22 protein-coding genes are annotated in these 24014 nt (G+C 65.6%); 15 read left to right on the forward strand and 7 right to left on the reverse strand.

Translation table 11 applies throughout. The features are described from left to right. Positions 1 to 22 precede the first annotated feature (22 nt). Entirely contained in the window at positions 23 to 829 is an 807-nt protein-coding gene (dapB, locus tag EV678_RS05355) for a 4-hydroxy-tetrahydrodipicolinate reductase (protein WP_130458765.1), read from the reverse strand. Positions 830 to 832: 3 nt separating this feature from the next. After that, a complete protein-coding gene (locus EV678_RS05360) occupies positions 833 to 1417 on the reverse strand; it encodes an outer membrane protein assembly factor BamE (RefSeq protein WP_235832408.1) in 585 nt (194 codons plus the stop codon). A gap of 40 nt (positions 1418 to 1457) precedes the next feature. On the opposite strand from EV678_RS05360, the gene fur reads away from it, so the two are divergent. Genes fur through EV678_RS05375 form a run of 3 tightly spaced genes read left to right on the forward strand, consistent with a single transcriptional unit; the run spans position 1458 to position 3457 of the window. After that, positions 1458 to 1928, forward strand: coding sequence for a ferric iron uptake transcriptional regulator (fur, locus tag EV678_RS05365; protein ID WP_130458766.1), 471 nt, complete (start codon positions 1458 to 1460; stop codon positions 1926 to 1928). 52 nt (positions 1929 to 1980) lie between these two features. Continuing rightward, on the forward strand, positions 1981 to 2547 hold the full coding sequence (locus tag EV678_RS05370; RefSeq protein ID WP_130458767.1) for a TMEM165/GDT1 family protein: 567 nt from the start codon (positions 1981 to 1983) through the stop codon (positions 2545 to 2547). Between the two features lie 58 nt (positions 2548 to 2605). After that, complete coding sequence (locus EV678_RS05375) at positions 2606 to 3457, forward strand: substrate-binding periplasmic protein (protein WP_130458768.1); 852 nt, start codon at positions 2606 to 2608, stop codon at positions 3455 to 3457. Here the strand turns inward: EV678_RS05375 and EV678_RS05380 are convergent. The 3 genes from EV678_RS05380 to EV678_RS05390 all read right to left on the reverse strand — a co-directional run bounded on the left by EV678_RS05380 (position 3388) and on the right by EV678_RS05390 (position 6809). Next, on the reverse strand, positions 3388 to 4176 hold the full coding sequence (locus EV678_RS05380; protein WP_130459286.1) for a putative metalloprotease CJM1_0395 family protein: 789 nt from the start codon (positions 4174 to 4176) through the stop codon (positions 3388 to 3390). The two genes, EV678_RS05375 and EV678_RS05380, sit on opposite strands and share 70 nt — an antisense overlap. A gap of 95 nt (positions 4177 to 4271) precedes the next feature. Continuing rightward, on the reverse strand, positions 4272 to 5927 hold the full coding sequence (gene recN / locus EV678_RS05385) for a DNA repair protein RecN (RefSeq protein ID WP_130458769.1): 1656 nt from the start codon (positions 5925 to 5927) through the stop codon (positions 4272 to 4274). A 3-nt stretch (positions 5928 to 5930) separates the two neighbouring features. Then, positions 5931 to 6809: an NAD kinase gene (locus EV678_RS05390; RefSeq protein WP_014238087.1), complete on the reverse strand. Its 879-nt coding sequence runs from the start codon at positions 6807 to 6809 to the stop codon at positions 5931 to 5933. Between the two features lie 128 nt (positions 6810 to 6937). On the opposite strand from EV678_RS05390, the gene hrcA reads away from it, so the two are divergent. The 5 genes from hrcA to EV678_RS05415 all read left to right on the forward strand — a co-directional run bounded on the left by hrcA (position 6938) and on the right by EV678_RS05415 (position 12368). Continuing rightward, a complete protein-coding gene (gene hrcA / locus EV678_RS05395) occupies positions 6938 to 7966 on the forward strand; it encodes a heat-inducible transcriptional repressor HrcA (RefSeq protein ID WP_130458770.1) in 1029 nt (342 codons plus the stop codon). Next, positions 7966 to 9069 carry a ferrochelatase gene (hemH, locus tag EV678_RS05400; protein WP_130458771.1) on the forward strand — a complete coding sequence of 368 codons (1104 nt, stop codon included), beginning with the start codon at positions 7966 to 7968 and terminating at the stop codon, positions 9067 to 9069. Before hrcA ends, hemH begins: the two co-directional genes overlap by 1 nt. 61 nt (positions 9070 to 9130) lie before the next feature. Further along, positions 9131 to 9574: a thioredoxin TrxC gene (gene trxC / locus EV678_RS05405; RefSeq protein WP_130458772.1), complete on the forward strand. Its 444-nt coding sequence runs from the start codon at positions 9131 to 9133 to the stop codon at positions 9572 to 9574. Positions 9575 to 9639: 65 nt separating this feature from the next. Further along, positions 9640 to 10707, forward strand: coding sequence for an FG-GAP repeat domain-containing protein (locus EV678_RS05410; protein WP_130458773.1), 1068 nt, complete (start codon positions 9640 to 9642; stop codon positions 10705 to 10707). Positions 10708 to 10748: 41 nt separating this feature from the next. After that, positions 10749 to 12368, forward strand: a complete 1620-nt coding sequence (locus tag EV678_RS05415) for a methyl-accepting chemotaxis protein (RefSeq protein ID WP_014238092.1) — start codon at positions 10749 to 10751, stop codon at positions 12366 to 12368. An 88-nt stretch (positions 12369 to 12456) separates the two neighbouring features. Here EV678_RS05415 and EV678_RS05420 read toward each other — a convergent pair whose 3' ends face one another. Continuing rightward, entirely contained in the window at positions 12457 to 13854 is a 1398-nt protein-coding gene (locus tag EV678_RS05420; protein ID WP_130458774.1) for a protein kinase domain-containing protein, read from the reverse strand. 145 nt (positions 13855 to 13999) lie between these two features. Between EV678_RS05420 and grpE the strand changes: the two genes are divergently transcribed. The 4 genes from grpE (at position 14000) to EV678_RS05440 (ending at position 19153) form a co-directional block, all read left to right on the forward strand. Beyond that, on the forward strand, positions 14000 to 14557 hold the full coding sequence (gene grpE / locus EV678_RS05425; protein ID WP_014238094.1) for a nucleotide exchange factor GrpE: 558 nt from the start codon (positions 14000 to 14002) through the stop codon (positions 14555 to 14557). 141 nt (positions 14558 to 14698) lie between these two features. Continuing rightward, on the forward strand, positions 14699 to 16630 hold the full coding sequence (gene dnaK / locus EV678_RS05430) for a molecular chaperone DnaK (RefSeq protein ID WP_130458775.1): 1932 nt from the start codon (positions 14699 to 14701) through the stop codon (positions 16628 to 16630). 98 nt (positions 16631 to 16728) lie between these two features. Then, positions 16729 to 17868 carry a molecular chaperone DnaJ gene (gene dnaJ, locus EV678_RS05435; RefSeq protein WP_014238096.1) on the forward strand — a complete coding sequence of 380 codons (1140 nt, stop codon included), beginning with the start codon at positions 16729 to 16731 and terminating at the stop codon, positions 17866 to 17868. 139 nt (positions 17869 to 18007) lie between these two features. Beyond that, positions 18008 to 19153, forward strand: a complete 1146-nt coding sequence (locus EV678_RS05440) for an ABC transporter substrate-binding protein (protein WP_014238097.1) — start codon at positions 18008 to 18010, stop codon at positions 19151 to 19153. Between the two features lie 77 nt (positions 19154 to 19230). Here the strand turns inward: EV678_RS05440 and cysS are convergent, their stop codons facing one another. Then, positions 19231 to 20607: a cysteine--tRNA ligase gene (cysS, locus tag EV678_RS05445; RefSeq protein ID WP_130458776.1), complete on the reverse strand. Its 1377-nt coding sequence runs from the start codon at positions 20605 to 20607 to the stop codon at positions 19231 to 19233. A 274-nt stretch (positions 20608 to 20881) separates the two neighbouring features. Between cysS and EV678_RS05450 the strand changes: the two genes are divergently transcribed. The 3 genes from EV678_RS05450 to EV678_RS05460 are packed head-to-tail and all read left to right on the forward strand — an operon-like array spanning position 20882 to position 23921. Then, positions 20882 to 22045, forward strand: a complete 1164-nt coding sequence (locus EV678_RS05450; RefSeq protein ID WP_014238099.1) for a nuclear transport factor 2 family protein — start codon at positions 20882 to 20884, stop codon at positions 22043 to 22045. Beyond that, a complete protein-coding gene (locus tag EV678_RS05455) occupies positions 22045 to 23346 on the forward strand; it encodes a L,D-transpeptidase family protein (protein ID WP_130458777.1) in 1302 nt (433 codons plus the stop codon). The genes EV678_RS05450 and EV678_RS05455 overlap by 1 nt, the downstream gene beginning before the upstream one ends. Continuing rightward, positions 23346 to 23921, forward strand: coding sequence for a peptidylprolyl isomerase (locus EV678_RS05460; RefSeq protein WP_130458778.1), 576 nt, complete (start codon positions 23346 to 23348; stop codon positions 23919 to 23921). The genes EV678_RS05455 and EV678_RS05460 overlap by 1 nt, the downstream gene beginning before the upstream one ends. The last annotated feature ends 93 nt before the right edge of the window (positions 23922 to 24014 follow it).

Genomic DNA, 24014 nt, shown 5'->3' on the forward strand with positions numbered 1-24014 from the left:
CGCGGCCGACTCCGGAGGAGACTCAGCGCAGGCCCAGCACGTCCTGCATGTCGAACAGGCCGTTCTTCTTGCCCGCCAGGAAGCGGGCCGCCCGCAGGCTGCCCAGGGCGTAAGGCATGCGACTGCCGGCCTTATGGGCGATCTCCACCCGTTCGCCGGTACCGCAGAACATCACGTTGTGGTCGCCGACGATGTCGCCGCCGCGCACGGTGGCAAAGCCGATGGTGGAAGGATCCCGTTCGCCGGTGACGCCTTCGCGGCCGTAGATGGCGCATTCCTTCAGGTCCCGGCCCAGGGCATGGGCCACCACTTCGCCCATGCGCAGGGCGGTGCCGGAAGGGGCGTCGATCTTGTGCTTGTGGTGGGCCTCGACGATCTCGATGTCGTAGCCCTGATTGAGGATACGGGCCGCCACATCCAGCAGCTTGAACACCAGATTCACGCCCACCGCCATGTTGGGGGCGAAGACGACCGGGATATCCTGGGCGGCGTCGCGGATGGCGGCCTTGCCGGCCTCGTCGAAGCCGGTGGTGCCGATGATCATGGCCACGCCCAGCTTGCGGCACAGGGCCAGGTGCTCCAGGGTGCCTTCGGGGCGGGTGAAGTCGATCAGGCAGTCGGCCTGTTTCAGGGCGGTCTCGGCGCTATCCAGCACCTGGACGCCACAGGGCTGGCCCACCAGGTCGCCCGCGTCCTTGCCCACGGCGGGGCTGCCCGGGCGGTCAAAGGCGGCGCCCAGCACCACTTCGCCATCCTTCAGGGTGGCTTCGATCAACATCCGGCCCATACGGCCGGAAGCCCCGGCCACGGCAATACGCAACTTGCTCATGAATTACAGTCCAACCTTATCCAGCATTCGTCCAAAGAAGCCCCGCTCGCTGTCGGGCGGCGGCGCCTGCACACTTCCGTCCTCGGGAATGGACCCAAGGTCGATCACCTGCTGCCGGGTCGGCGGCACCACGTCACCGCCGGCCTCGCCGGCCTGGGCCGCCACCACGTCGCCGCCGACGCGGGCCAACTTGCCGTCAGCAAAGAAAACGGAGAACTTGCGGGTCTCGGTTTCCCCTGTCTTGCCCTTTTCCAGCCGATAGACGTAATCCCAGCGTTCACCGTGGAAAATGTCCATCAACATGGGCGTCCCCAGGATGTAGCGCACCTGGTCCTTGCTCAGCCCGGGGCGCAGTTGGGCCACCATATCCTGGGTCAGGACATTGCCCTGCTGCACATCGATTTTGTATTCGGTGACGATACGGGGAACGGAGCATCCGGCGAGCAAGGTCGAGGAAACGACCAGGGCCGAAAGGAAAATCCGGGAACTATGGCGGAAATGGCCATCAAAGGCAGGGATATGGAAGCGACTCATGCGGCAAAACGCTGGATTCCAGCGGTGTCCAAGCAAAGTGAATCGGTATATCATAGCCCAAAAAATCAGACCAACCTATCAAATAGGGTGCGACATGAGCAATTCCCAGAGCCTGAAGAGCATCGGTCTCAAGGCCACCTTTCCCCGACTCAAGATTCTGGACCTGTTCGAAAAGAGCAACGTCCGCCACCTCTCCGCCGAAGACGTCTATAAGCTCCTCATCGCCGAAGGCATGGACATCGGCCTGGCCACGGTTTACCGGGTCCTGACCCAGTTCGAGCAGGCCGGCATCCTGGAACGCCACTTTTTCGAATCCGGCCGTGCCGTCTTCGAAATGAACGAGGGCAAGCATCACGACCACCTGGTCTGCGTCAATTGCGGCCGGGTGGAAGAGTTCTACGACCCCGAGATCGAGCGGCGCCAGAACAAGATCGCCAAGGAACGGGGCTTCGCCATCCAGGAGCACGCCCTCTACCTCTACGCCGAGTGCCTCAAGGAAAACTGTCCCCACCGCAACTCCCCGGACGCCCACGTGGACAAGCACCACCTGCCCCACGACGCCTGACCCTCCCATTCCTTTGCCATGACGCCGGGGCTTGCCCCGGCTTTTATTTTGTATGGACGCCCTCCTCACCTCCACCCTGCTGGTCGCCCTGGCTGAAATCGGCGACAAGACCCAACTTCTCTCCTTCGTCCTGGCGGCACGCCTGCGCCGGCCCTGGGCTATCATCGCCGGCATCTTCGTCGCCACCGTGGCCAACCATGCCCTGGCCGGTTCCGTCGGAGCCTGGGCCGCCTCCCTGCTGAGCCCGGAAATCCTGCGCTGGTCGGTGGGCATCCTGTTCATCGCCTTCGGCCTGTGGACCCTGAAGCCGGACACCCTGGACGACGACGAGACCCCCAAGACCCTGGCCCGCGGCGCCTTCATCACGGCCCTGATCGCCTTCTTCCTGGCGGAGATGGGGGACAAGACCCAGTTCGCCACGGTGGCCCTGGCCGCCCGCTTCGATTCCCTGGCCGCCGTGGTCCTGGGCACCACCCTGGGCATGATGATCGCCAACGTGCCGGCCGTGCTGATCGGCGAAAAGCTGGCCCATCGCCTGCCTCTGGACTGGATCCGCCGCCTCGCCGCCCTGGTCTTCGTCCTGACCGGCGGCGCCACCCTGCTGACCACCGGCGCTTGACCCCCTGGGAGGGGCGGGGTATAACTTTTGTTCTACATCGTTACGCCTATGCGCCTCCATGGGGTTTTCCCGTCGATCCCTGTCCCGCCATGCGCTGGCCCTGTTCTGCCTGGGCCTGTCGGCTCTCGCCCATAGCGGCGACACGGCCACGGCCGGCCTGCGGGTGGGCCTCATGCACAGCGAACCCTGGGCCTACTACAGCCGGGACGGCGGCGGCGAACGCAAGAGCCAGCTCAGCGGCGTGTTCGTGGACATCAGCCGGGAACTGGCCAGGGAAACCGGCCTCAGCCTGGAACTGAACACCCTGCCCTATGGCCGGGTCGGCAAGGAGCTGCAGAGCGGCGACTGCGACCTGACCTATCTGATCCGCTCCGACGACCGGGATGCCTATGTCGAGTACGCGGGCTACCTCTTCAGCTTCCACACCCTGGTGCTGGCCCGCCCCGGCAGCACCCTGCGCAGCTACGACGACCTGCAGGGCCTGCGCATCGGCCTGGTCAAGGACATCCGCCTCAACCCCCGTTTCGACGGCGACGCCGGTTTGAACAAGGTGGAAGTGCGGGACTACGAAACCCTGGTGGACATGTTCCTCAGCGGCCGCCTGGACGCCATCGCCGGCAACAGCATCTCCCTGCACCACCTGCTGCAGAAGCGGGGCTACCCGAGCCAGCCCTGGCCGCGCCTGATGCTGCAGAAGACCGAGGTGTGGGCCCAGATGTCGAAGAAATCCCCCCAGCTCGGCCACCTGCCCCGCATCCGCAGCGCGGTGGAAAAACTGCGCAGCGAAGGCTTCTTCGAGAATGCCGTGCAGCGCTACCGCCCCGCGGCGGAATCCGCGCCTCAGGCGAAGAGATCGACGCGGGAACGGGAAACGGCCGTTTCCCTGACGCCCACGCTCTCCAGCCGATAGGCCGCCTCTCCCCTGGCCCCACCGCCAGAAGCCGCACCGGACGGACCTGCCACGGCAGCCTCGGCTGCAACCGGCGCCGATGCTTGCTCTCCAGACACACCTCCGGTGGAACCGCTTCCCTCCTGGGCCGCAGCCGCCTCCGTAGCCTGTTCCTTGGCCTGCTCGGCCCGGGCGCTGCTCTCCAGCCTGGCGGCGCCTGCCGCCACGCGCCGGTCCTGGGGCGAAGGATCGGCCGGCGCCATGGCGGCGGCACGGATCTGCTGGGCCTTGGCCAGACTTTCCTCCGGCGTGCGGCCCGGCGACACATCGATGGAAACCTCTCCTGCCACCGCATACATGCGGCCGTCCGGCCCCTTGTGGTAGGAGTAGCTGGCGCCGCCCTGGACCAGGGCTCCGCCGGCAGCGATGTGGGCCTGCTCGTGGGCGCGTACCTTGCGGTCCGTCTCCTTCAGCTTTTCCACCTGCCGCTGTTCGTCCTCCGACAGCTCGCTCTTCCCGGCAGCGGCGGCGAAGGGGTTCTTGCCCAGGGACTGGCCGTAGCCCCCGTTCCACTCGGCACCTGAGGCCGCCGCGCTGCCACTGCCCGACGAGGATGCCCCGCTGCCGCTCTCGGCCGCCTGGGCGCCGCCGGCCGCCGGCCGCTGCACGGGTGCGGCAACGCCTCCCGTGGCGACGGGATAGACACTGGCAATGCCGGAAGCTGAGAGGGAGCCGATCATGGCAGACACTCAAGGCTGCAGCGGGGCGACAGCCCCGTTTGCGGGAAAGTAGATCCTCACCATAGCCCAAGCCCCGGGCCGGGGCCAAGTCGGGCTCAGCCCTGACCGAGCAGTTCCTTGGCGTGCTGCCGGGTGGTGGCGGTGATTTCCACGCCGCCCAGCATGCGGGCGATTTCCTCCACCCGGCCCGCCGCGTCCAGGGGCGTGACCCGGCTCTTGATGGCGGCGCCCTCCTTGGACTTGGCCACCTGCCACTGCCAGTCGGCCCGGGCCGCCACCTGGGGCAGGTGGGTGACGCACAACACCTGACGCTCCCGGCCCAGGCGGTGCAGCAGACGCCCCACCACCTCGGCGACGCCGCCGCCGATGCCCACGTCCACCTCGTCGAAAATCAGGGTGGGGACGCTGGCCTGGCGGCTGGTGACCACCTGGATGGCCAGGCTGATGCGGGACAGTTCGCCGCCGGAAGCCACCTTGGCCAGGGAACGGGCTTCGCTGCCCGCCAGGCCGCCGATGCGGAATTCGATGCTTTCCAGGCCGTGGGCATTGCCGCCGGCCACGGGCACCAGGGCGATTTCGAAACGGCCGCCGCCCAGGGCCAGTTCCTGCATGCCCTGGCTGACCTCGTCGCCCAGGGCCTTGGCCGCCTTGGCCCGGGCCTTGGAGAGCTTGGCCGCATCCTTGTCGTATTGCTGGCGAGCCGCATCCACCCTGGCCTGCAGGGCTGCCAGGTCGCCCGCCTCGCCCAGCTCGGCGAGACGCTGCTGCCAACGGGACAACAGTTCCGGCAGTTCCTCCGGCAGAGCGCGGAACTTGCGCGCGCAACCCATGACGGCCTCCAGGCGGCGTTCCACCTCGGCCAGGCGGGCCGGGTCCAGATCCACCCGGTCGGCGTAGCGGCGCAGGGCGCTAACGGCTTCGGCCAGCTCGGCTTCGGCCGACTGCACCAGTTGGGCCACTTCGCTCAGGGCCGGGTCGTATTCGGCCAGACCGTCGAGACGGGAGGCCACGGCACGCACCTGGGCTTCGCAGGCCCCCTCGCCTTCGGCCAGCAGGCCCAGGGAAAACTGGGCCCCTTCCAGCAGGGAGGCGGCATGGGCCAGACGCTTGTGTTCCTGGTTGAGGCTTTCCCACTCGTCGGCGGAGAAGGCCAGGGTCTCCAGTTCCCGCACCTGCCATTCCAGCTGTTCCCGCTCCCGGGCCAGGGCTTCGCCGCCTTCGGCCGCCGCCTCCAGGGAATCCCGGGCGTCGCGCCAGGTGCGCCAGGCTTCGCCGACGCTGCGGGCCAGGTCGGCATGGCCGGCATGGGCGTCGAGCAGCTGGCGCTGGGCCTCGCCCCGCAACAGGGACTGGTGGGCGTGCTGGCCGTGGATGTCCACCAGCCATTCGGCGGCCTGCCGCAGTTGCTGCAGGGTGGCGGCAGAGCCGTTGATGTAGGCCCGGGAACGGCCGCCCGCATCCAGGATGCGACGCAGCAACAGGTCATCGTCAGCGGCGAAGTCGTTCTCCGCCAGCCAGGACTTCAGTTCGGCCAGGGCACGGATGTCGAACTCGGCCCCCACTTCGGTCTTCTCGGCCCCGGCCCGCAGCAGGCCGCTGTCGGCGCGCTCGCCGAGGACGAAGGCCAGGGCGTCCACCAGGATGGACTTGCCGGCGCCGGTCTCGCCGGTGAGGGCGCCGAAGCCGCCCTGGAAATCCAGCTCCAGCCGGTCCACCAGGACGAAATCGCGAATGTTCAGACGTTGCAGCATGGTTCAGGGCCCCTTGGGACGTTTGCTCCAGTGGAGCTTCTGACGCAGCATGGCGAAGTAGCTGTAGCCGGGCGGGTGCAGGAAACAGACGTTGTAGGCGGAGCGGCGCATGCGCACGCAGTCGTCGGGACGGATGTCGAAGGCCACCTGGCCGTCGAAGTGCACCCGGGCGTCGGCGGACTGGATCACCCGCAATTCGATCTCGCAGCGGTCCGACACCGTGATCGGCCGGTTGGTCAGGGAATGGGGACAGAGGGGCACCAGGGCGATGCCGCCCAGGGTCGGGTGCAGGATGGGGCCGTTGGCCGAGAGGGCGTAGGCGGTGGAGCCGGTGGGAGTGGAGATGATGAGGCCGTCGGCCCGCAGGTTGTAGATGAACTCGCCGTCGATGAACAGCTCGAATTCGATCATGCGGCCGATGGCGCCCTTGTCCATCACCACGTCGTTGAGAGCCTGGTTGGCGCAGACTTCCTTGCCGTCCCGGATCACCTCGGCGTCCAGGATCAGGCGCTCCTCCGGCACGAAGCGGCCGTCCAGCAGGTCTTCCATGCAGGACAGCATGTCGCAGCGGGCAATGTCGGTCATGAAGCCCAGGCGGCCCTGGTTCACGCCCACCAGGGGCACCTTGTAGCGGGCCAGGTGGCGGGCGGCGTTGAGCATGGTGCCGTCGCCGCCGAGGACGATGGCCAGATCGGCATGGGCGCCGATGAACTGGAAATCGCCGGTCATCCAGCGGCTTTCCCCCACATTGGCGGCCGTATCGGCCTCCACCAGCACCGAGACGCCCCGCTCGCTCAGATACTGGCCGAGGGAACGCAGGGATTCGGCAATTTCCGGGCTGTGGTATTTGCCAATCAGGGCAATGGTGCGGGGAAGTGCCATGGGACGCGAAGGGGAATGGTGACCGGAGCCTTTCATGGCCCGCATTAAACCACAAAACCCCCCGCCCCCGGCGGCACAGCGCGGATGCAACTCCTGGCGGCCCCGGCGATTTTCGGTAAAATCGATTCATGCTCGACAACCGCGCCCGCATCCTGCTCAAGACCCTGGTCGAACGGTACATCGCCGAAGGCCAACCGGTGGGCTCCCGCGCCCTCTCCCGCTTCTCCGGGCTGGACCTGTCGCCGGCCACCATCCGCAACGTCATGGCGGATCTGGAGGAGCAGGGTTTCATCGCCAGCCCCCACACCTCCGCCGGCCGCATTCCCACGCCCCGGGGCTACCGCCTGTTCGTGGACAGCCTGCTGGCGGTGCAGCCCCTGCAGGAAAACCAGATCCACGAGATGGAAGGGCAGCTGATCCAGACCCAGCCCCAGCAGCTGATCGGCAACGCCTCCCACCTGCTCTCGGAACTGACCCAGTTTGCCGGCATCGTCGTGACGCCGCGGCGCAAGACGCCGACCATCCGCCAGATCGAGTTTCTCGGCCTCTCGGAAAAGCGCATCCTGCTCATCATCGTCACTACCGACGGCGACGTGCAGAACCGCATCCTGCTCACCGAACGGCCCTACTCGCCGTCGGAGCTGACGACGGCGGCCAATTACCTGAACCACAATTACGCCGGCCTGGACTTCGACCAGATCCGCCAGCGCCTCACCGGCGAAATCCAGCAGTTGCAGGACGACCTGAAGATCCTCATGGCCTCGGCCCTGGAGGCCGGCAACCAGGCCTTGAACGACAGCGCCAGCCAGTACGTCATCTCCGGCGAGAAGAACCTGCTGGAAGTGGAGGAACTGTCCTCCAACATGAAGCGGCTGCGGGAGCTGTTCGACCTCTTCGAACAGAAGACCGGCCTGGTGCGCCTGCTCGACATCTCCAACAACGCCGACGGCGTGCAGATCTACATCGGCGGCGAATCGGGCCTGGCGCCCCTGGACGAATGCAGCGTCGTCACCGCCCCCTACGAGGTGAATGGCCAGGTGGTGGGCTCCGTCGGCGTCATCGGCCCCACCCGCATGGCCTACGAACGGGTCATCCCCATCGTGGACATCACCGCCAAGCTGCTCTCCTCCGCCCTTACCTACCAGGCCAATACCTGATGCCCTTTTTCCGTCCGGAACCCGAATTCAAGCACGGCACCGCCCCCCAGACCGGGGTTCTGCTGATCAACCTGGGCACCCCCGATGCCCCCACGGCGCCGGCCCTGCGCCGCTATCTCAAGGAATTCCTCTCCGACCCCCGGGTGGTGGAGATTCCCCGCCTCATCTGGTGGCCCATCCTCAACGGCATCATCCTCAACACCCGCCCCGCCAAGTCGGCGGCCAAGTACGCCTCCGTCTGGCTGCCCGAAGGCTCGCCCCTGCGGGTACACACGGAACGCCAGGCCAAGCTGCTCAAGGGCGTCCTGGGCCAGGCCGGCCACCGTCTGGTGGTGGATTACGCCATGCGCTACGGCCAGCCTTCCGTGGCCGATGCCCTGGAGCGGCTGAAGCAGCAGAACTGCACCCGCATCCTGCTGCTGCCCCTCTATCCCCAGTACGCCGGCAGCACCTCGGCCACCGCCCTGGATGCGGCCTACGCCTGGCTGCAGCAGAGCCGCAACCAGCCGGAAATCCGCGCCGTGCGCAACTTCCACGACCATCCCGGCTACATCGCCGCCCTGGCCGCCAGCGTACGCCAGTACTGGGCGGAGAACGGCCAGCCCGGCCCTTCCTACCGTCTCATGCTGAGCTTCCACGGCGTCCCCAAACGCACCCTGGAACTGGGGGACCCCTACCACTGCGAATGCCTGAAGACCGGCCGCCTGCTCAGCGAAGCCCTGGGCCTGCCCAAGGAGCGGGTGGAAATCTGCTTCCAGTCCCGCTTCGGCAAGGCCGAATGGCTGCAGCCCTACACCGCCCCCACCCTGCACCGGCTGGCCAAGGAAGGGGTGGAACGGGTAGACGTCATCTGCCCCGGCTTCACCTCCGACTGCCTGGAAACCCTGGAGGAGATCGCCATGGAGGGCAAGGCCGATTTCCTCGCTGCTGGCGGCAAGACCTATGGCTACATCCCCTGCCTCAACGAGCGGCCGGACTGGATCGAGGCCCTCGCCGACATCGTCACGATGCACCTTTCAGGCTGGCCCACCCGGGAAGCCCCGGACCAGGCGGCCCTGGAGCAAAGCGCCCTGCGGGCCCAGGCCCGGGGCGCCTCCCGCTGACCCCCTCTTGAAGACCGGGGCGGCGTCTCCATATTAGACAAGTCTAATCAAGGAGCCCGCCATGGCCGCCCCCGAATCCCTGCACCTGGTCTGCCCCCACTGCCAGGCCGTCAATCGCCTGCCCACCCAGCGCCTGACCGAACAGCCCACCTGCGGCCGCTGCAAGGCAGCGCTGTTCACCGGCGAGCCCCTGGCAGTGACCAGCGCCGCCCTGGAGGCCCACCTGGGCCGCTCCGACCTGCCCCTGCTGGTAGATTTCTGGGCCCCCTGGTGCGGCCCCTGCCGCATGATGGCCCCCGCCTTCGCCCAGGCGGCCCGGCAACTGGAACCCCATTACCGCCTGCTCAAGCTGGATACGGAAGCCGAACCGGCCATGGCCGCCCGCTTCGGCATCCGCAGCATCCCCACCCTGGCCCTCTTCCGCGGCGGCCGGGAAGTGGCCCGCCAGGCCGGCGCCATGGATGCAGCCAACCTGATCCGCTGGCTGCGCAGCGTGGACGTGTAGAAACGCCTCAACCTTTGCTCCGGGAGGCCGTAGACGAGGTAGCCACCCGCCACCCGGAGCCTCCCATGAAAATCGCCTCTGCCGACGTCCAGATGGCCGCCAGCCACGCCAGCCTGCAACACCATGAAGTCAGCGAAAGCCTGCGCGTCTGGGTCGGCGACCGGCGACCCGACTTCGAAGGCAACGGCGACTTGGCGACAGCCTCCCCGACATCGCCGGCCACCAGTGTCAGCCTGTCCCCTGAAGCCCTGGCGGCCCAGGCCCAGGACGGGGTGGAGGCTGCCGGCGCCAAGGCCGAAGAGACGCTGGACCCCAAGCTGGCCCTGCTCAAGACCCTGATCGAGTACTTCACCGGCCGCAAGATCGAGCTCCTCAGCCAGACCGATCTCAGCGCCGAAACGGGCACGCTTGCGGCCGGCCAGGCAGCGGGCGGCGTACCGGCCGACGCAGCACCGGCCAAGGCCGGCTACGGGGTGGAATACGACCACCACGAGTCCTACACGGAAATGGAACAGACCACCTTCTCCGCCCAGGGGGTGGTGCGCACCAGCGACGGCAAGGAAATCAGCTTCGACCTCAACCTGGCCATGAGCCGGCTCTACCACGAGGAAAGCAGCGTCAGTCTCCGCGCCGGCGATGCGGTGAAGAAGGACCCCCTGGTGCTCAATTTCGCCGGCACCGCCGCCCAGCTGACCGACCAGCGCTTTGCCTTCGACATCGACAGCGACGGCAAGGACGACATGATCAACTTCACCAGCGGCGGCAGCGGTTTCCTGGTTTTCGACAAGGACGGCAACGGCAGCGCCACGGACGGCGGCGAGCTGTTCGGCACCCGCAGCGGCGACGGCTTTGCCGAACTGGCCGCCTACGATGCCGACCGCAACGGCTGGATCGACGAGAACGACCCCATTTTCGAACAGTTAAGAATCTGGATCAAAGACGGGGCTGGCCGGGACCAGCTACTTTCCCTGGCAGACAAGGGCGTGGGCGCCATCGGCCTGCAACATCTGGCCACCCCCTTCGAGGTGAAGACGGCGCAGAACCGGCTACAGGCTTCAGTGCTGGCTTCCGGCGTGTTTTTACAGCAGAATGGAGGCGTTGGCTCGATCCAACAACTGGACTTGACTGTATAGCGGCAGGACCGACAAATTAAAGCCGAGGACCAAGGGAGATTATGGCTCGTATCGCCGATTTGAAAATCTGGGTGCGCCTCACCGCAGCCATCTGGTTCATGCTCATTGCCGTATGGACAGGCATGATCGTCTGGGAATCCGAAGTCAATCGGGAAACAGCCATCGGCCAAGCCAAGGATTTTGCCGGCAGCATCCACGAAATGACCATGGCCGGCCTCACCGGCATGATGATCACCGGCACCGTCGGCCAGCGCGAAGTCTTCCTCGACCAGATCAAGCAGCTCTCCGTCATCAAGGACCTGCACGTGGTCCGCGGCGAAGCCGTGAGCAAGATTTTCGGCCCCGACACCAAGGACAAACGTCCCATGGACAGCATCGAGCAACAGGCGATGCAGAGCGGCAAGGCCTATACCGCCGTGCATGAAGAAAACGGCGCCACCTATCTGCGGGTGGTCACCCCCACCCTGGCTTCCACCAACTACCTGGGCAAGAACTGCATCATGTGCCACCAGGTGCCGGAAGGGTCCGTCCTCGGCCTGGTCAGCATGAAGGTTTCCCTCGACAAGGTGGACGCCGAGGTCAACGCCTTCCGCCTGAAGATCGCTGCCGCCGCCTTCGGTGCCAGCCTGCTGCTGCTGGCGGTGATCTACCTCTTCATCCGCCACTTCGTCACCATTCCCATCGAGCATCTGACCCACGGCCTGCAGGACATCGCCACCGGCGAAGGGGATCTCACCCGCCGCCTGGAAGTGAAGGGCCGGGACGAAGTGGGTCTGGCCGCCACCGTCTTCAATCAGGTGATGGAGAACTTCTCCACCCTGGTGCGCCAGGTCAGCCAGTCCGCCACCGAGGTTTCCGCCAAGGCCCATGCCCTGGCCCAGAGCGCCTCCCAGGTGGCCGACGGCTCCCACCAGCAGAACGAGAAGTCCGTCACTGCCGCCTCCGCCGTGGAACAGATGGTGTCGTCCATCGCCGCCATTTCCCAGAGCGCCGAGCACGTACAACAGCAGTCTCAGGAAAGCCTGAAACGCTCCGAGGAAGGCAACAAGAGCCTGGGCCACCTGCTCGAGGAAATGAACAACGTGGAACAGACGGTCAAGGAAATGGCCGAGTCGGTGAATGAGTTCGTGCGCAACACCGACGCCATCAACAAGATGACCCAGGAAGTGAAGGACATCGCCGAGCAGACCAACCTGCTGGCCCTCAATGCCGCCATCGAGGCGGCCCGGGCCGGCGAGCAGGGCCGGGGCTTCGCCGTGGTGGCCGACGAGGTGCGCAAACTGGCCGAGAAGTCCTCCCGCTCCGCCAGCGAGATCGATGCCATCACCGAAACCCTCTCGGCCCAGTCGGTCAATGTGCGGCGGGCCATCGAAGAGGGCCTGGGCCACCTGTCCTCCAGCCAGGCTTCGGTCACCAACGTGGCCGACATCCTGCAGGCCGCCAACGGCTCCGTCACCGAAGTGGGCCACGGCCTGGATGCCATCGCCGGCGCCACCGACGAGCAGCGTCGGGTCAGCGGCGAAGTGGCGGACAGCATCGAGGCCATCGCCGCCATGGCCCGGGAAAACAACGAATCCGTGGAGCAGACGGCTGCCGCCGCCCAGTCCCTGGAAGCCCTGGCCGATTCCCTGCAGAACACGGTGGGTCGCTTCAAGGTCTGATCCCGGACCGCCCACAAAAAACGCCCGGCAGGCACCAAGCCTCCGGGCGTTTTCTTTTGTTGCGGCGCTGCCGGCGGCGGTCAGTCCGCTATTCGATGGGCGGCAGCAATTCCAGGTCGCAGTCGAGCTCGGCGTAATCAACGCCGCCGCTGCGGGCACCGCCCCCCTCCACCGCCTTGTCGCCGAAGCGGGCCAGGATCTTGTCCGCCTCCCGCAGCCGCTCCACCACCCGCGCCATGAGAGCGCGGCGCATGCGCTCGATCAGCTCTTCCGAGGCCAGTTCCAGGGCCGGGCCGCTGACCTCGAGGAAGACGGTGGGCTCCAGGGTGACCACGCTGGCACTGCGCTCCGGGCTTTCCGGATGCAGGTAAGCCATTTCCCCCAGCACCTCGCCGGCCCCCAGGCGACAGATGGCGCGTCCGTCCCGGGAGACTTCGGCATAGCCGCTGACGATGATGCCGAAGCGCCGGTCCTCGTCCCCTTCCCGCATCAACTCCACCTTGGGCGCAATCTCGCGCCAGATGCTGATGCGCAGCACCTCCCACAGTTCCACATCCTCGAAGCTGGCAAAGAAGGGCAGCTGCCGCAGCCGGTCGAAGCGGACCATGTCCCGGGCCGTGTCGTCCTCGTCCAGGATCTGGTAGCGGACGGTGGACAGGTCCTTGGCGAAATCGGCCCCGTTGCGGTAGCGGCTGTAAAGGTCCTTCTCCAGGGCCCGGCGGATGATGCCGTCCATGGCCTCCGGAATGGCCGGATTGAGGGCGCAGACCGAGGGCGTATCCATGTTCACGATCTTGTACATGAGGGCTGCCGACGTGGGGGCCCGGAAAGGCGTGCGGCCGGTGAGCAGCTGGAACAGCACCACCCCGAGGGAATAGAGGTCGGTCTTGTGGTTGAGGGGATAACCCTTGACCTGCTCCGGCGACATGTAGGCCGGCGAACCCACTCCCATGACGAAGGTGGAATCCTTGCCCACGTCCTTCTGCAGATTCAGGGCCAGGCCGAAATCGGTGATCTTGGGATTGTCGTCGGCATCGATGAGGATGTTGGCCGGCTTGATGTCCCGGTGCACCACCCCCTGGCGGAAGGCGTAGTCCAGGGCCAGGCAGCACTTGAAGATGATGCCCACCACCCGGTGCATGGGCAACAGGCGGTCGATGGCGCAGAACTGGTCCAGTGGCGTGCCATTCACGTACTCCATGACCATGTAGGTGCGCTGCTCCCCATTGACCTCTTCCATCACCGCGTCGAAAACCCGGGTGATGTGGAGATGGTCCAGGCGCCGGGCAATGCTGCCCTCGGTCTGGAACAGCTTCAGCAGGCGCCGCGAGAGGGCCGCATTCTCCCCCCCCAGACGCATCAGCTTGAGCGCCACCTGACGGCGCGACTCGTCCACAGCCTGCGGGTCCCGGGCCAGATAGACGATGGAGGTGGCTCCCCGTCCCAGTTCCCGGACGACTTCGTAGCGGCCGATGCGTTCCGGCATGGTTCAGTCCCCGCGAGGCGTTTTGGTCTGCATCGGCAGATGCTAGCAAAGCCCCGGCGGGGGCCGGCGGAAATTAATCACGCCCCGGGGCTTGAAATCCCCGAGAGCGCCCCCACGTGGAGAAAAGTTTTTCCGGAGAATCCCCATGCAAGATCAAAACAAGCCTCAGGAACCCCTGGAACTGGGCGGCGATGCCAATGCCCCCGAATCCGTGGCCCAGCCCGCTGCAGGCCAGACCGATACCACCCCGAGCCTGGAAGAGCTGCTGCGCCAGGCCGAACTGAACGCCCAGGAACACCACGACGCCTGGCTGCGAGCCAAGGCCGAGACCGAGAACATGCGTCGCCGGGCCCAGGAAGACATTGCCAAGGCCTCCAAGTTCGCCATCGAGAAATTCGCCGAGAGCCTGCTGCCGGTGAAGGACACCCTGGAAATGGCTCTGGCCGACACCAACCCCGACTCCCTGCGGGTCGGCGTGGACATGACCCTGAAGAACCTCCTCTCCGCCTTCGAGAAGTCCGGCGTCAAGGAAGAGAACCCGGTGGGCCAGAAGTTCGACCCCAACAAGCACCAGGCCATCGGCATGGTCGAGTCCGAGCAGGAACCCAACACCGTGGTGAATGTGCTGCAAAAGGGCTACCTCATCGCCGACCGGGTACTGCGCCCGGCCATGGTCATGGTGGCCAAGGGCAAGGACGCCTGATTTTCGGCAAAAAAGGCTGGAAACAGCCTTGAAATAGCCGACCCCACCCCCATTTGGGGTGCAGAAAGCAATTCGTATTGATTCCGGCGGGTGCGCCGGGCCGAAGGCCCCCACCGCCGCCACTCTGAAAGGACACGAAACATGGGCAAGATCATCGGTATCGACCTGGGCACCACCAACTCCTGCGTCGCCATCATGGAAGGCGGCCAGCCCAAGGTCATCGAAAACTCTGAAGGTACCCGCACCACCCCCTCCATCGTCGCCTACGCCGAAGACGGTGAAGTGCTGTGCGGCGCCCCCGCCAAGCGCCAGGCCGTGACCAACCCGCGCAACACCCTGTTCGCGGTGAAGCGCCTGATCGGTCGCCGCTTCGAGGAAAAGGAAGTGCAGAAGGACATCGCCCTGATGCCCTACAAGATCGTCAAGGCCGACAACGGTGATGCCTGGGTGGACGTGCGCGACAAGAAGATCGCCCCGCCCCAGGTTTCCGCCGAAGTGCTGCGCAAGATGAAGAAGACCGCCGAGGACTACCTGGGCGAGGAAGTGACCGAGGCCGTCATCACCGTGCCCGCCTACTTCAACGACAGCCAGCGCCAGGCCACCAAGGACGCCGGCCGTATCGCCGGTCTGGAAGTGAAGCGCATCATCAACGAACCCACCGCCGCGGCCCTGGCCTTCGGCATGGACAAGAAGCAGGGCGACAAGAAAATCGCCGTGTATGACCTGGGTGGCGGCACTTTCGACATCTCCATCATCGAAATCGCCGAAATCGACGGCGAGCACCAGTTCGAAGTGCTGTCCACCAACGGCGACACCTTCCTCGGCGGCGAAGACTTCGACCAGCGCCTGATCGACTACATCGTCACCGAATTCAAGAAGGAACAGGGCGCCGACCTGTCCAAGGACGTGCTGGCCCTGCAACGCCTGAAGGAAGCCGCCGAAAAGGCCAAGATCGAGCTGTCCTCCTCCCAGCAGACCGAAATCAACCTGCCCTACATCACCGCCGATGCTTCCGGTCCCAAGCACCTGACCCAGAAGATCACCCGGGCCAAGTTCGAATCCCTGGTGGACGACCTGGTGGAACGCACCATCGCTCCCTGCGCCACGGCGCTGAAGGATGCCGGCGTCAAGGTCAGCGACATCGACGACGTGATCCTGGTGGGCGGCCAGTCCCGCATGCCCAAGGTGCAGGACAAGGTGAAGGAGTTCTTCGGCAAGGATCCCCGCAAGGACGTGAACCCGGACGAAGCCGTGGCCGTCGGCGCTGCCATCCAGGGCGGCGTGCTGCAGGGTGAAGTGAAGGACGTGCTGCTGCTGGACGTGACTCCCCTGTCCCTGGGTATCGAAACCCTGGGCGGCATCATGACCAAGCTGATCCAGAAGAACACCACCATCCCGACCAAGGCCAGCCAGGTCTTCTCCACTGCCGACGACAACCAGAACGCCGTGACCATCCACGTGCTGCAGGGTGAGCGGGAAGTGGCTTCCGGCAACAAGAGTCTGGGCCAGTTCAACCTGTCCGACATCCCGCCGGCCCCCCGCGGCATGCCCCAGATCGAAGTCACCTTCGACATCGACGCCAACGGCATCCTGCATGTCTCCGCCAAGGACAAGGCCACCGGCAAGGAAAACAAGATCAAGATCCAGGCCTCCTCCGGCCTCTCCGAGGAAGAAGTGCAACGCATGGTGCGCGATGCCGAGCTGCACGCCGAAGAGGACAAGAAGGTCCATGAGCTGGCCGACGCCCGCAACCAGGCCGACGGCATGGTGCACATGACCAAGAAGTCCCTGACCGAGTACGGCAAGGAGCTGTCCGACGAGGAAAAGGCCGCCATCGAAGCCGCCATCAAGGAAGTGGAAGACGCCGTGCGCGGCACCGACAAGGCCGAGATCGAAGCCAAGACCCAGGCCCTGGCCACCGCCGCCCAGAAGCTGGGCGAGAAGATGTACGCCCAGCAGCAGGCTGCCGGCGGCGCCCCCGGTGCCGAAGCCGGTGCAGCTTCCGGCGGCGAGAAGACCGTGGAAGGCGACGTGGTGGATGCCGAATTCACCGAGGTGAAGGACAAGAAGTAATCTCCTCTTCCGGTCCGACCATGGGTCGCAAGGACGTGCAAAGCCAGGCCGGAAGGCCCCTTTGCACGCTTTGCGGCCATGCCTTTTAGAGAGCTGAAATGGCAAAAAAAGATTTTTACGAAGTCCTCGGCGTCAATCGGGATGCCAGCGACGACGAGATCAAGAAGGCCTACCGCAAGCTGGCCATGAAATTCCATCCGGACCGCAATCCGGATAACCCCAAGGCCGAAGAGCAGTTCAAGGAAGCCAAGGAAGCCTACGAGATCCTCTCCGACGGCCAGAAACGGGCCGCCTACGACCAGTACGGCCACGCCGGGGTCGATCCCCAGGCCGGCGGCTTCGGCGGGGGCGGCGGCTTTGGCGGCGGCGGTTTCGGCGATGCCTTCGCCGACATCTTCGGCGACATCTTCGGCGGCCGTGCCGGCGGTGGCGGCGGCGGCCGTTCCAACATCTACCGCGGCGCCGATCTGCGCTACAACCTGGAAATCAGCCTGGAGCAGGCAGCCAAGGGGACGGAAACCAAGATCCGCATCCCCACCATGGAAGTCTGCGACACCTGCAGCGGCTCCGGCGCCAAGAGCGGCACCCAGCCCAAGACCTGCCCCACCTGCCAGGGCAGCGGCCAGGTACGGCTGCAGCAGGGCTTCTTCTCCATCCAGCAGACCTGTCCCAAGTGCCACGGCACCGGCCGCATCATTCCCGACCCCTGCGGCACCTGCCACGGCGCCGGCCGGGTCAAGCAGCACAAGACCCTGTCGGTAAAGATTCCGGCCGGGGTGGACGAAGGCGATCGCATCCGGCTTGCCGGCGAAGGGGAACACGGCGTCAATGGCGGCCCCCCGGGCGACCTTTACGTGCAGATCCACCTCAAGGCCCACTCCGTCTTCCAGCGGGACCACAACGACCTACATTGCGAGATGCCCATCAGCTTCACCACCGCCGCCCTGGGCGGGGAAATCGAAATCCCCACCCTGGACGGTGCCGCCAAGATCAAGATCCCGGCGGAAACCCAGTCGGGCAAGGTCTTCCGCCTGCGCGGCAAGGGCATCAAGGGCGTGCGCAGCCATGTGCACGGCGACCTGCTGTGCCACGTGGTGGTGGAAACCCCGGTCAATCTCACCGAGCGCCAGAAGGAACTGCTGCGGGAACTGGAGGAGATCAGCCAGGGCGATTCCGCCAACCACAATCCGAAAGCCCAGAGCTGGATGGACAAGGTGAAGGATTTCTTCGGGCAGTAGTCCCGGAGACAAACCAGGGCGGCCTCCGGGCCGCCTTTTTTTCGGGCCGCAAAGCCAGGCGGCGTCTTGCAATCCGGCCCGACCAATGCCATAGTCCTCCCCCACAACACACCACAAAATGACGCTCAAGGAGGGAAAAATGAAGCGCTTTCGTCACCGTCTGGCATCCCTGTTAATGGCCTCCTGCGCCCTGCTGTCCGGCGCCGCCATGGCAGAGAACGGGGTCACCGACAGCACCATCACCCTCGGCATGTCCGCCCCCTTCTCCGGCCCCAACGGCATCTACGGCACGGAAATGCGGGAAAGCATCACCGCCTACTTCGAGCAGATCAACAAGGGCGGCGGCATCAACGGCCGCAAGCTGGAACTGGTTTCCCTGGACGACGGCTACGAGACCGACCGGGCCGTGGCCAATACCAAGAAGCTGATCCACGACGAAAAGGCCTTCGCCCTGCTGGCCTTCTACGGCTCCTCCCCCACCACTGCCGCCATGGAAGTGTTCTCCGGCGCCAAGGTGCCCCTGGTGGGCACCATCTCCGGCGCCGAAACCCTGCGCAACCCGGTGAACCGCTACATGTTCAACGTGCGCGCCAGCTATGCCAACGAAACCGATGCCATCGTCAGCCAGCTGGCCTCCCTCGGCCTGAAGAACATCGCCGTCTTCTACCAGAACGACGGCTTCGGCAAGTCCGGCCTGGACGGCGTCACCGCCGCCCTGAAGAAGCACGGCCTGGCCCCCTCCGCCGTCGGCACCGTGGAACGTAACTCCCTGGATGTGGCCAAGGCCGTGGAGGCCATTTCCAAGGTCACGCCCCAGGCCGTGATCATGGTCACCCTGTACAAGCCCACCGCCGAGTTCGTGCGCCAGATGCGCAAGCACGGCCAGAACCCCCAGTTCATGACCCTCTCCCCGGTGGGCGCCGACCTGCTGGTGAAGGAACTGGGCAACGACGCCCGGGGCATCGGCATCTCCCAGGTCATGCCCTATCCCTGGAACGACTCAAACCCCCTGGTGCGGGAATACCGCAAGCTGATGACCACCATGGGCAAGCAGAGCCAGTCTCCCTACTACGGCGTCGAGGGCTATGCCATGGCCAAGGTCATGGTGGAAGGCATCAAGCGGGCCGGCAAGGACCTCACCCGGGACAAGCTGACCACGGCCCTGGAAAGCATGGGCAGCTATGACCTGGGCGGCTACCGGGTCAGCTACTCCACCAGCGACCACAACGGTTCCCGCTTCGTGGACCTGACGGTGATCGGCAACGGCGGCAAGGTCCTGCGCTAGACCGACCAAGCATAGAAAAAGCCCGCCGATGGCGGGCTTTTTTGTTTCCCCCGTTCCGGACGGGAGACGGCCCGGCTTCAGGCCCGGCGCCAGGTGGTGCCCTGGGCGGAGTCCTCGAGCACGATGCCGGCGGCCAGCAGTTCGGCCCGCAGACGGTCGGCCTCGGCAAAGTTCTTCGCCTTCTTGGCATCGATGCGGGCCTGGATGCGGGCCTCGATCTCCGCCGGGCTAAGGCCATCGGCCGCATCCGGCGTGGCGCCCTGCAGGAAGGCCTGGGGATCGCGCTGCAGCAGCCCCAGCACCCCGGCCAGGGCCTTCAGCTGGGCCGCCACGGCTGAGTCCTTGCTGCGATTGGCCTCGTTGGCCAGGTCGAACAGCACCGCCAGGGCTTCCGGCGTGTTGAAGTCGTCGTCCATGGCCGCCTGGAAGCGCTGGGCATGGGCCTCGTTCCAGTCCACCGTCACGGCTTCCGCCGGCGCCGCCTTGAGGGCGGTGTACAACCGGGTCAGGGCCTGCCGGGCGTCGTCCAGATGGGCGTCGGAATAGTTGAGGGGGCTGCGGTAGTGGGCGCGCAGGATGAAGAAGCGCACCACTTCGGCGTCGTACTTCTTCAGCACGTCGCGGATGGTGAAGAAGTTGCCCAGGGACTTGGACATCTTCTCGTCGTCCACCCGCACGAAGCCGTTGTGCATCCAGTAATTGACGAAGGTGCAACCGTGGGCCCCTTCGGACTGGGCGATCTCGTTCTCGTGATGGGGGAACTGCAGGTCCTGGCCGCCGCCGTGGATGTCGAAATGCTTGCCCAGCAAATCGGAGCTCATGGCCGAGCACTCGATGTGCCAGCCGGGACGGCCGGCGCCCCAGGGGGATTCCCAGGCGGGCTCGCCTGCCTTGGCGTGCTTCCACAGCACGAAGTCCAGGGGGTCCTGCTTGGCCGAATCCACTTCCACCCGTTCGCCGGCCCGCAGGTCGTCCAGGGACTTGCCGGAGAGGCGGCCGTAGCCGGGGAACTTGCGCACCGAGAAATTCACGTCGCCATCGGCGGCCTTGTAGGCCAGGCCGTTGGCTTCCAGCTGGCCGATGAGGCCCAGCATCTGGGGCACATACTCGGTGGCCCGGGGCTCGTGGGTGGGCTTGTGCACGCCCAGGGCGGCGGCATCCTCATCCATGGCCGCGATGAAGCGGTCGGTCAGCTGGCCGATGGTCTCGCCGTTTTCCACGGCCCGACGGATGATCTTGTCGTCGATGTCGGTGATGTTGCGGACGTAGGTCACGTCCAGACCGCTGGCCCGCAGCCAGCGATAGACGGCATCGAATACCACCAGCACCCGGGCGTGGCCCAGGTGGCAGAAATCGTAAACCGTCATGCCGCAGACATACATTTTCACCTTGCCGGCTTCAATGGGGACGAATTCCTGCTTTTCCCGGGCGATGGTGTTATAGATTTTCAGCATGGGCAGAAAGAAAAATGGGGATTATCGGATGGGCAAAAGAAAGGGCGGGAGCCTACCCGCCCGACGGCAGGCCTGGACACAAGCGGCAACTGCCGTGGAACCCGGGGGGCGGACGGCACCGAAATTCACCAGGTCGATGGCCCGGCAACTTCGCTCCGGCGCCCTTCTTTGTTAGAATCGGGCAGTTTTGCGAAAAGCCTGAAAAAAGCCGTTCGGCGTTCGCTTCGGCATATGCAAAACACCGTCAAATCGTCCGAGAGAGTATAACACAACGATGGGTTCCCACTTTTCGCCAGCTGCCCGCCTGCCGCGCCATTCCAGCCGTTCCCGGCTGCTTCCGGCCCTGCTGATCGGCGCCCTGATCGGGCTCGGTTCCGCCAACATTTCCCTGGCGGCCGACGTTGCCATCACCGATATCCAGAAGATGGTCAGACAGGGACAGAACGCCCAGGCCCTGGAAAAAGTGGATGCCTACATCGCCACCCGTCCCAAGGACGCCCAGGGACGCTTCCTGCGCGGCATCATCCTCACCGAGCTGAATCGCAACAATGAGGCCATCGCGGTCTTCACCAAGCTCACCGAGGATTTCCCGGAACTGCCGGAGCCCTACAACAACCTGGCCGTGCTCTACGCCCAGCAGAAGCAGTACGACAAGGCCCGCACCGCCCTGGAAATGGCCATCCGCACCCATCCTTCCTACGCCGTGGCCCACGAGAACCTGGGCGACGTCTATGCCAAGCTGGCCAGCCAGGCCTACGACAAAGCGCTGCAACTGGACTCCTCCAATGCCCACGCCCAGTCCAAGCTGTCCCTGATCCGCGAAATGATCGGCTCTTCCCGGGCTCCCGGCGGCAAGGTACCCGCTGCCGCCGCGCCTGCTGCCGCTCCGACGCCAGCCCCTGCCCCGGCTCCTGCTGCCGCCCCGGCGCCGACCCCGGCTCCTGCCCCCGTCCCGGCCGCAGCTGCGGCCAAGGCACCGGAAGCGGCCAAGGGCACGCCGGCCAAGGTCACCGTGCTGGACAAGCCGGAGAAGGAAAAGCCCGCCGCCGAACCGGCCAAGGCCGAAAAGCCCGCTCCTGCAGCCGCCAAGGCTGAAGCCGCCGACGAAGGCGCCGTCACCAAGGCCGTGCAGAACTGGGCAGCCGCCTGGTCGCGCAAGGACGTGAAGGGCTATCTCTCCTTCTACGCCCCCGATTTCCAGGCCCCCGGCGGCAACCGCAAGGCCTGGGAGAAGGAACGGGCCAGCCGTATCGACAAGCCCGGCAAGCTGCAGGTATCGGTCGAGGACATCAAGGTCAGCCAGAACGGCGACAAGGCCACGGTGCGCTTCAAGCAGAATTACACCTCCGCCACGCTCAAATCCTCCGCCGCCAAGACCCTCGTGCTGCAGCGTAGCGGTGGCAAATGGCTGATCCAGCAGGAAAAAGTAGGTAGCTGATGTCCTTGATGTACACCCGGGGCAACTCCGGCCGGCGCTTCCGCCGCACCGTAGTTGCCCTGATCGTTTTGGTTGCCGCCGGCGCCGCCTGGAAGGCCAATGCCCTGTGGCGCTACAAGCACGGCAACGGCAGCAGCGAGGCCGACCTTTCCCTGCCGGCCGACGGCGCCACCTATTCCGATTCCGGCGCCGGCCTGCAAGGCCCGGAGCCCATGCTGGCGCGCATTTTCGACGAGATCGAACGCAACCGCCTGGACAAGGCCCTGGTCCTCACCGACACCCTGCTGGAGCGCTTTCCCAAGTTCCGCCTGGGCCACCTGATCAAGGGCGACCTGCTGCTGGCCCGTACCCGGCCCCTGGAAACCTTCGGCAACGCCCCCGGCGCCCCCCAGGACAAGCTAGCGGACCTGCGGGCCGAGGCCATGGTGCGTCTGCGCGGCTACAAGGACAAACCCCAGGCCGACGCGGTGCCCCGCTACCTGATGCAGATGGTGCCGGAGCAGAAGTACGCGGTGGTGGTGGACACCCAGAAGTCCCGGCTCTACCTCTACGAGAACGACCTGAAGGCCGGCCGCCCCCGCTTTGTCGCCGACTACTACATCACCCAGGGCAAGCTTGGCGCTGAGAAATTCCGCGAAGGCGACAAGAAGACCCCCATCGGCGTCTACCACGTCACCTCCAGCCTGCCCCGGGAGAAGCTAGCCGACCTCTACGGCAGCGGCGCCTTCCCCATCAACTACCCCAACGAGTGGGACAAGCAGCAGGGCCGCAACGGCCACGGCATCTGGCTGCACGGCACCCCCTCGGACACCTTCTCCCGCCCGCCCCGGGCCTCCGACGGCTGCGTCGTGCTGGCCAATCCGGACCTGGACGCCCTGGCCAAGAACCTGCAGGTGGGCCTGACCCCGGTGATCATCAGCAATTCCGTGGAATGGCTGTCCCTGGACGACTGGAACAAGGAACGGAACGAGCTGAACAAGAAGATCGACGCCTGGCGGACCGACTGGGAAAGCAAGGATGTGGACAAGTTCCTCTCCCACTACTCCGCCAGCTTCAAGAACGGCCAGCAGAACCTGGCGGATTTCGCCCAGCAGAAGCGCCAGGTCAATGCAAGCAAGGAATGGATCAAGGTCAAGCTGACCGGCATGTCCATGTTCCGCGCCCCGGACAAGGAAGACTACGTGGTGGTCACCTTCGAACAGGACTACCGCAGCAACAACCTCAACAACCAGATGAAGAAACGCCAATACTGGGTGCGGGAAAACGGCACCTGGAAAATCATCTACGAAGGAGCCGCCTGATGTTCAAATCCTTGCACCGCGCCGCCGCCGGCCTGCTGCTGGCCCTGGTCGCCCCCCTGGCCCTGGCCGCCAATCCCCAGGTGGAAATCCAGACCAACCAGGGGCGCATCGTCCTCGAGCTGTATGCGGACAAGGCGCCCAAGACCGTGGACAACTTCCTGCAATACACCAAGGACGGCTTCTACGACGGCACCATCTTCCACCGGGTCATCGACGGCTTCATGATCCAGGGTGGCGGCTTCACCCCGGACATGACCCAGAAGGCCACCCGGGCGCCCATCGAGAACGAGGCCAAGAACGGCCTGAAGAACGACATCGGCACCATCGCCATGGCCCGCACCAACAACCCCCACTCCGCCACGGCCCAGTTCTTCATCAACCTGGTGGACAACCGCAACCTGGACTACCCCTCCTTCGACGGCTGGGGCTACACCGTCTTCGGCAAGGTGCGCGAAGGCATCGACGTGGTGAAGAAGATCGGCCAGGTGCGCACCGGCAACCAGGGCGGGCACCAGAACGTCCCCGCCTCCCCGGTGGTGATCCAGTCCGTCAAGCTGCTCCCGGAAAAGAAATAAACCCGGCGGGCCCGTCCCGCCGCCCTCACCCCCGGCCCCTCGTTGCGAGGGCGAGGGGCAATTCGGGCGTCGCCAGCGGCGGCGCCCACCCAG

It is taken from the genome of Azospira oryzae (assembly GCF_004217225.1).
Classification (GTDB): Bacteria; Pseudomonadota; Gammaproteobacteria; order Burkholderiales; family Rhodocyclaceae; genus Azospira; species Azospira oryzae.

Excerpts from the sequence above, each read along its gene's own strand:
- dapB (WP_130458765.1), bottom strand. The coding sequence starts at position 829 with ATGAGCAAGTTGCGTATTGCCGTGGCCGGGGCTTCCGGCCGTATGGGC.
- trxC (WP_130458772.1), top strand. The coding sequence starts at position 9,131 with ATGGCCGCCCCCGAATCCCTGCACCTGGTCTGCCCCCACTGCCAGGCC.
- recN (WP_130458769.1), bottom strand. The coding sequence starts at position 5,927 with ATGCTGCAACGTCTGAACATTCGCGATTTCGTCCTGGTGGACCGGCTG.
- dnaK (WP_130458775.1), top strand. The coding sequence starts at position 14,699 with ATGGGCAAGATCATCGGTATCGACCTGGGCACCACCAACTCCTGCGTC.
- EV678_RS05455 (WP_130458777.1), top strand. The coding sequence starts at position 22,045 with ATGTCCTTGATGTACACCCGGGGCAACTCCGGCCGGCGCTTCCGCCGC.
- EV678_RS05460 (WP_130458778.1), top strand. The coding sequence starts at position 23,346 with ATGTTCAAATCCTTGCACCGCGCCGCCGCCGGCCTGCTGCTGGCCCTG.
- EV678_RS05380 (WP_130459286.1), bottom strand. The coding sequence starts at position 4,176 with ATGATCGGCTCCCTCTCAGCTTCCGGCATTGCCAGTGTCTATCCCGTC.
- EV678_RS05440 (WP_014238097.1), top strand. The coding sequence starts at position 18,008 with ATGAAGCGCTTTCGTCACCGTCTGGCATCCCTGTTAATGGCCTCCTGC.
- fur (WP_130458766.1), top strand. The coding sequence starts at position 1,458 with ATGAGCAATTCCCAGAGCCTGAAGAGCATCGGTCTCAAGGCCACCTTT.
- hemH (WP_130458771.1), top strand. The coding sequence starts at position 7,966 with ATGCCCTTTTTCCGTCCGGAACCCGAATTCAAGCACGGCACCGCCCCC.
- EV678_RS05415 (WP_014238092.1), top strand. The coding sequence starts at position 10,749 with ATGGCTCGTATCGCCGATTTGAAAATCTGGGTGCGCCTCACCGCAGCC.
- EV678_RS05390 (WP_014238087.1), bottom strand. The coding sequence starts at position 6,809 with ATGGCACTTCCCCGCACCATTGCCCTGATTGGCAAATACCACAGCCCG.
- dnaJ (WP_014238096.1), top strand. The coding sequence starts at position 16,729 with ATGGCAAAAAAAGATTTTTACGAAGTCCTCGGCGTCAATCGGGATGCC.
- hrcA (WP_130458770.1), top strand. The coding sequence starts at position 6,938 with ATGCTCGACAACCGCGCCCGCATCCTGCTCAAGACCCTGGTCGAACGG.
- EV678_RS05420 (WP_130458774.1), bottom strand. The coding sequence starts at position 13,854 with ATGCCGGAACGCATCGGCCGCTACGAAGTCGTCCGGGAACTGGGACGG.
- EV678_RS05450 (WP_014238099.1), top strand. The coding sequence starts at position 20,882 with ATGGGTTCCCACTTTTCGCCAGCTGCCCGCCTGCCGCGCCATTCCAGC.
- EV678_RS05360 (WP_235832408.1), bottom strand. The coding sequence starts at position 1,417 with ATGATATACCGATTCACTTTGCTTGGACACCGCTGGAATCCAGCGTTT.
- EV678_RS05410 (WP_130458773.1), top strand. The coding sequence starts at position 9,640 with ATGAAAATCGCCTCTGCCGACGTCCAGATGGCCGCCAGCCACGCCAGC.
- grpE (WP_014238094.1), top strand. The coding sequence starts at position 14,000 with ATGCAAGATCAAAACAAGCCTCAGGAACCCCTGGAACTGGGCGGCGAT.
- cysS (WP_130458776.1), bottom strand. The coding sequence starts at position 20,607 with ATGCTGAAAATCTATAACACCATCGCCCGGGAAAAGCAGGAATTCGTC.
- EV678_RS05370 (WP_130458767.1), top strand. The coding sequence starts at position 1,981 with ATGGACGCCCTCCTCACCTCCACCCTGCTGGTCGCCCTGGCTGAAATC.
- EV678_RS05375 (WP_130458768.1), top strand. The coding sequence starts at position 2,606 with ATGGGGTTTTCCCGTCGATCCCTGTCCCGCCATGCGCTGGCCCTGTTC.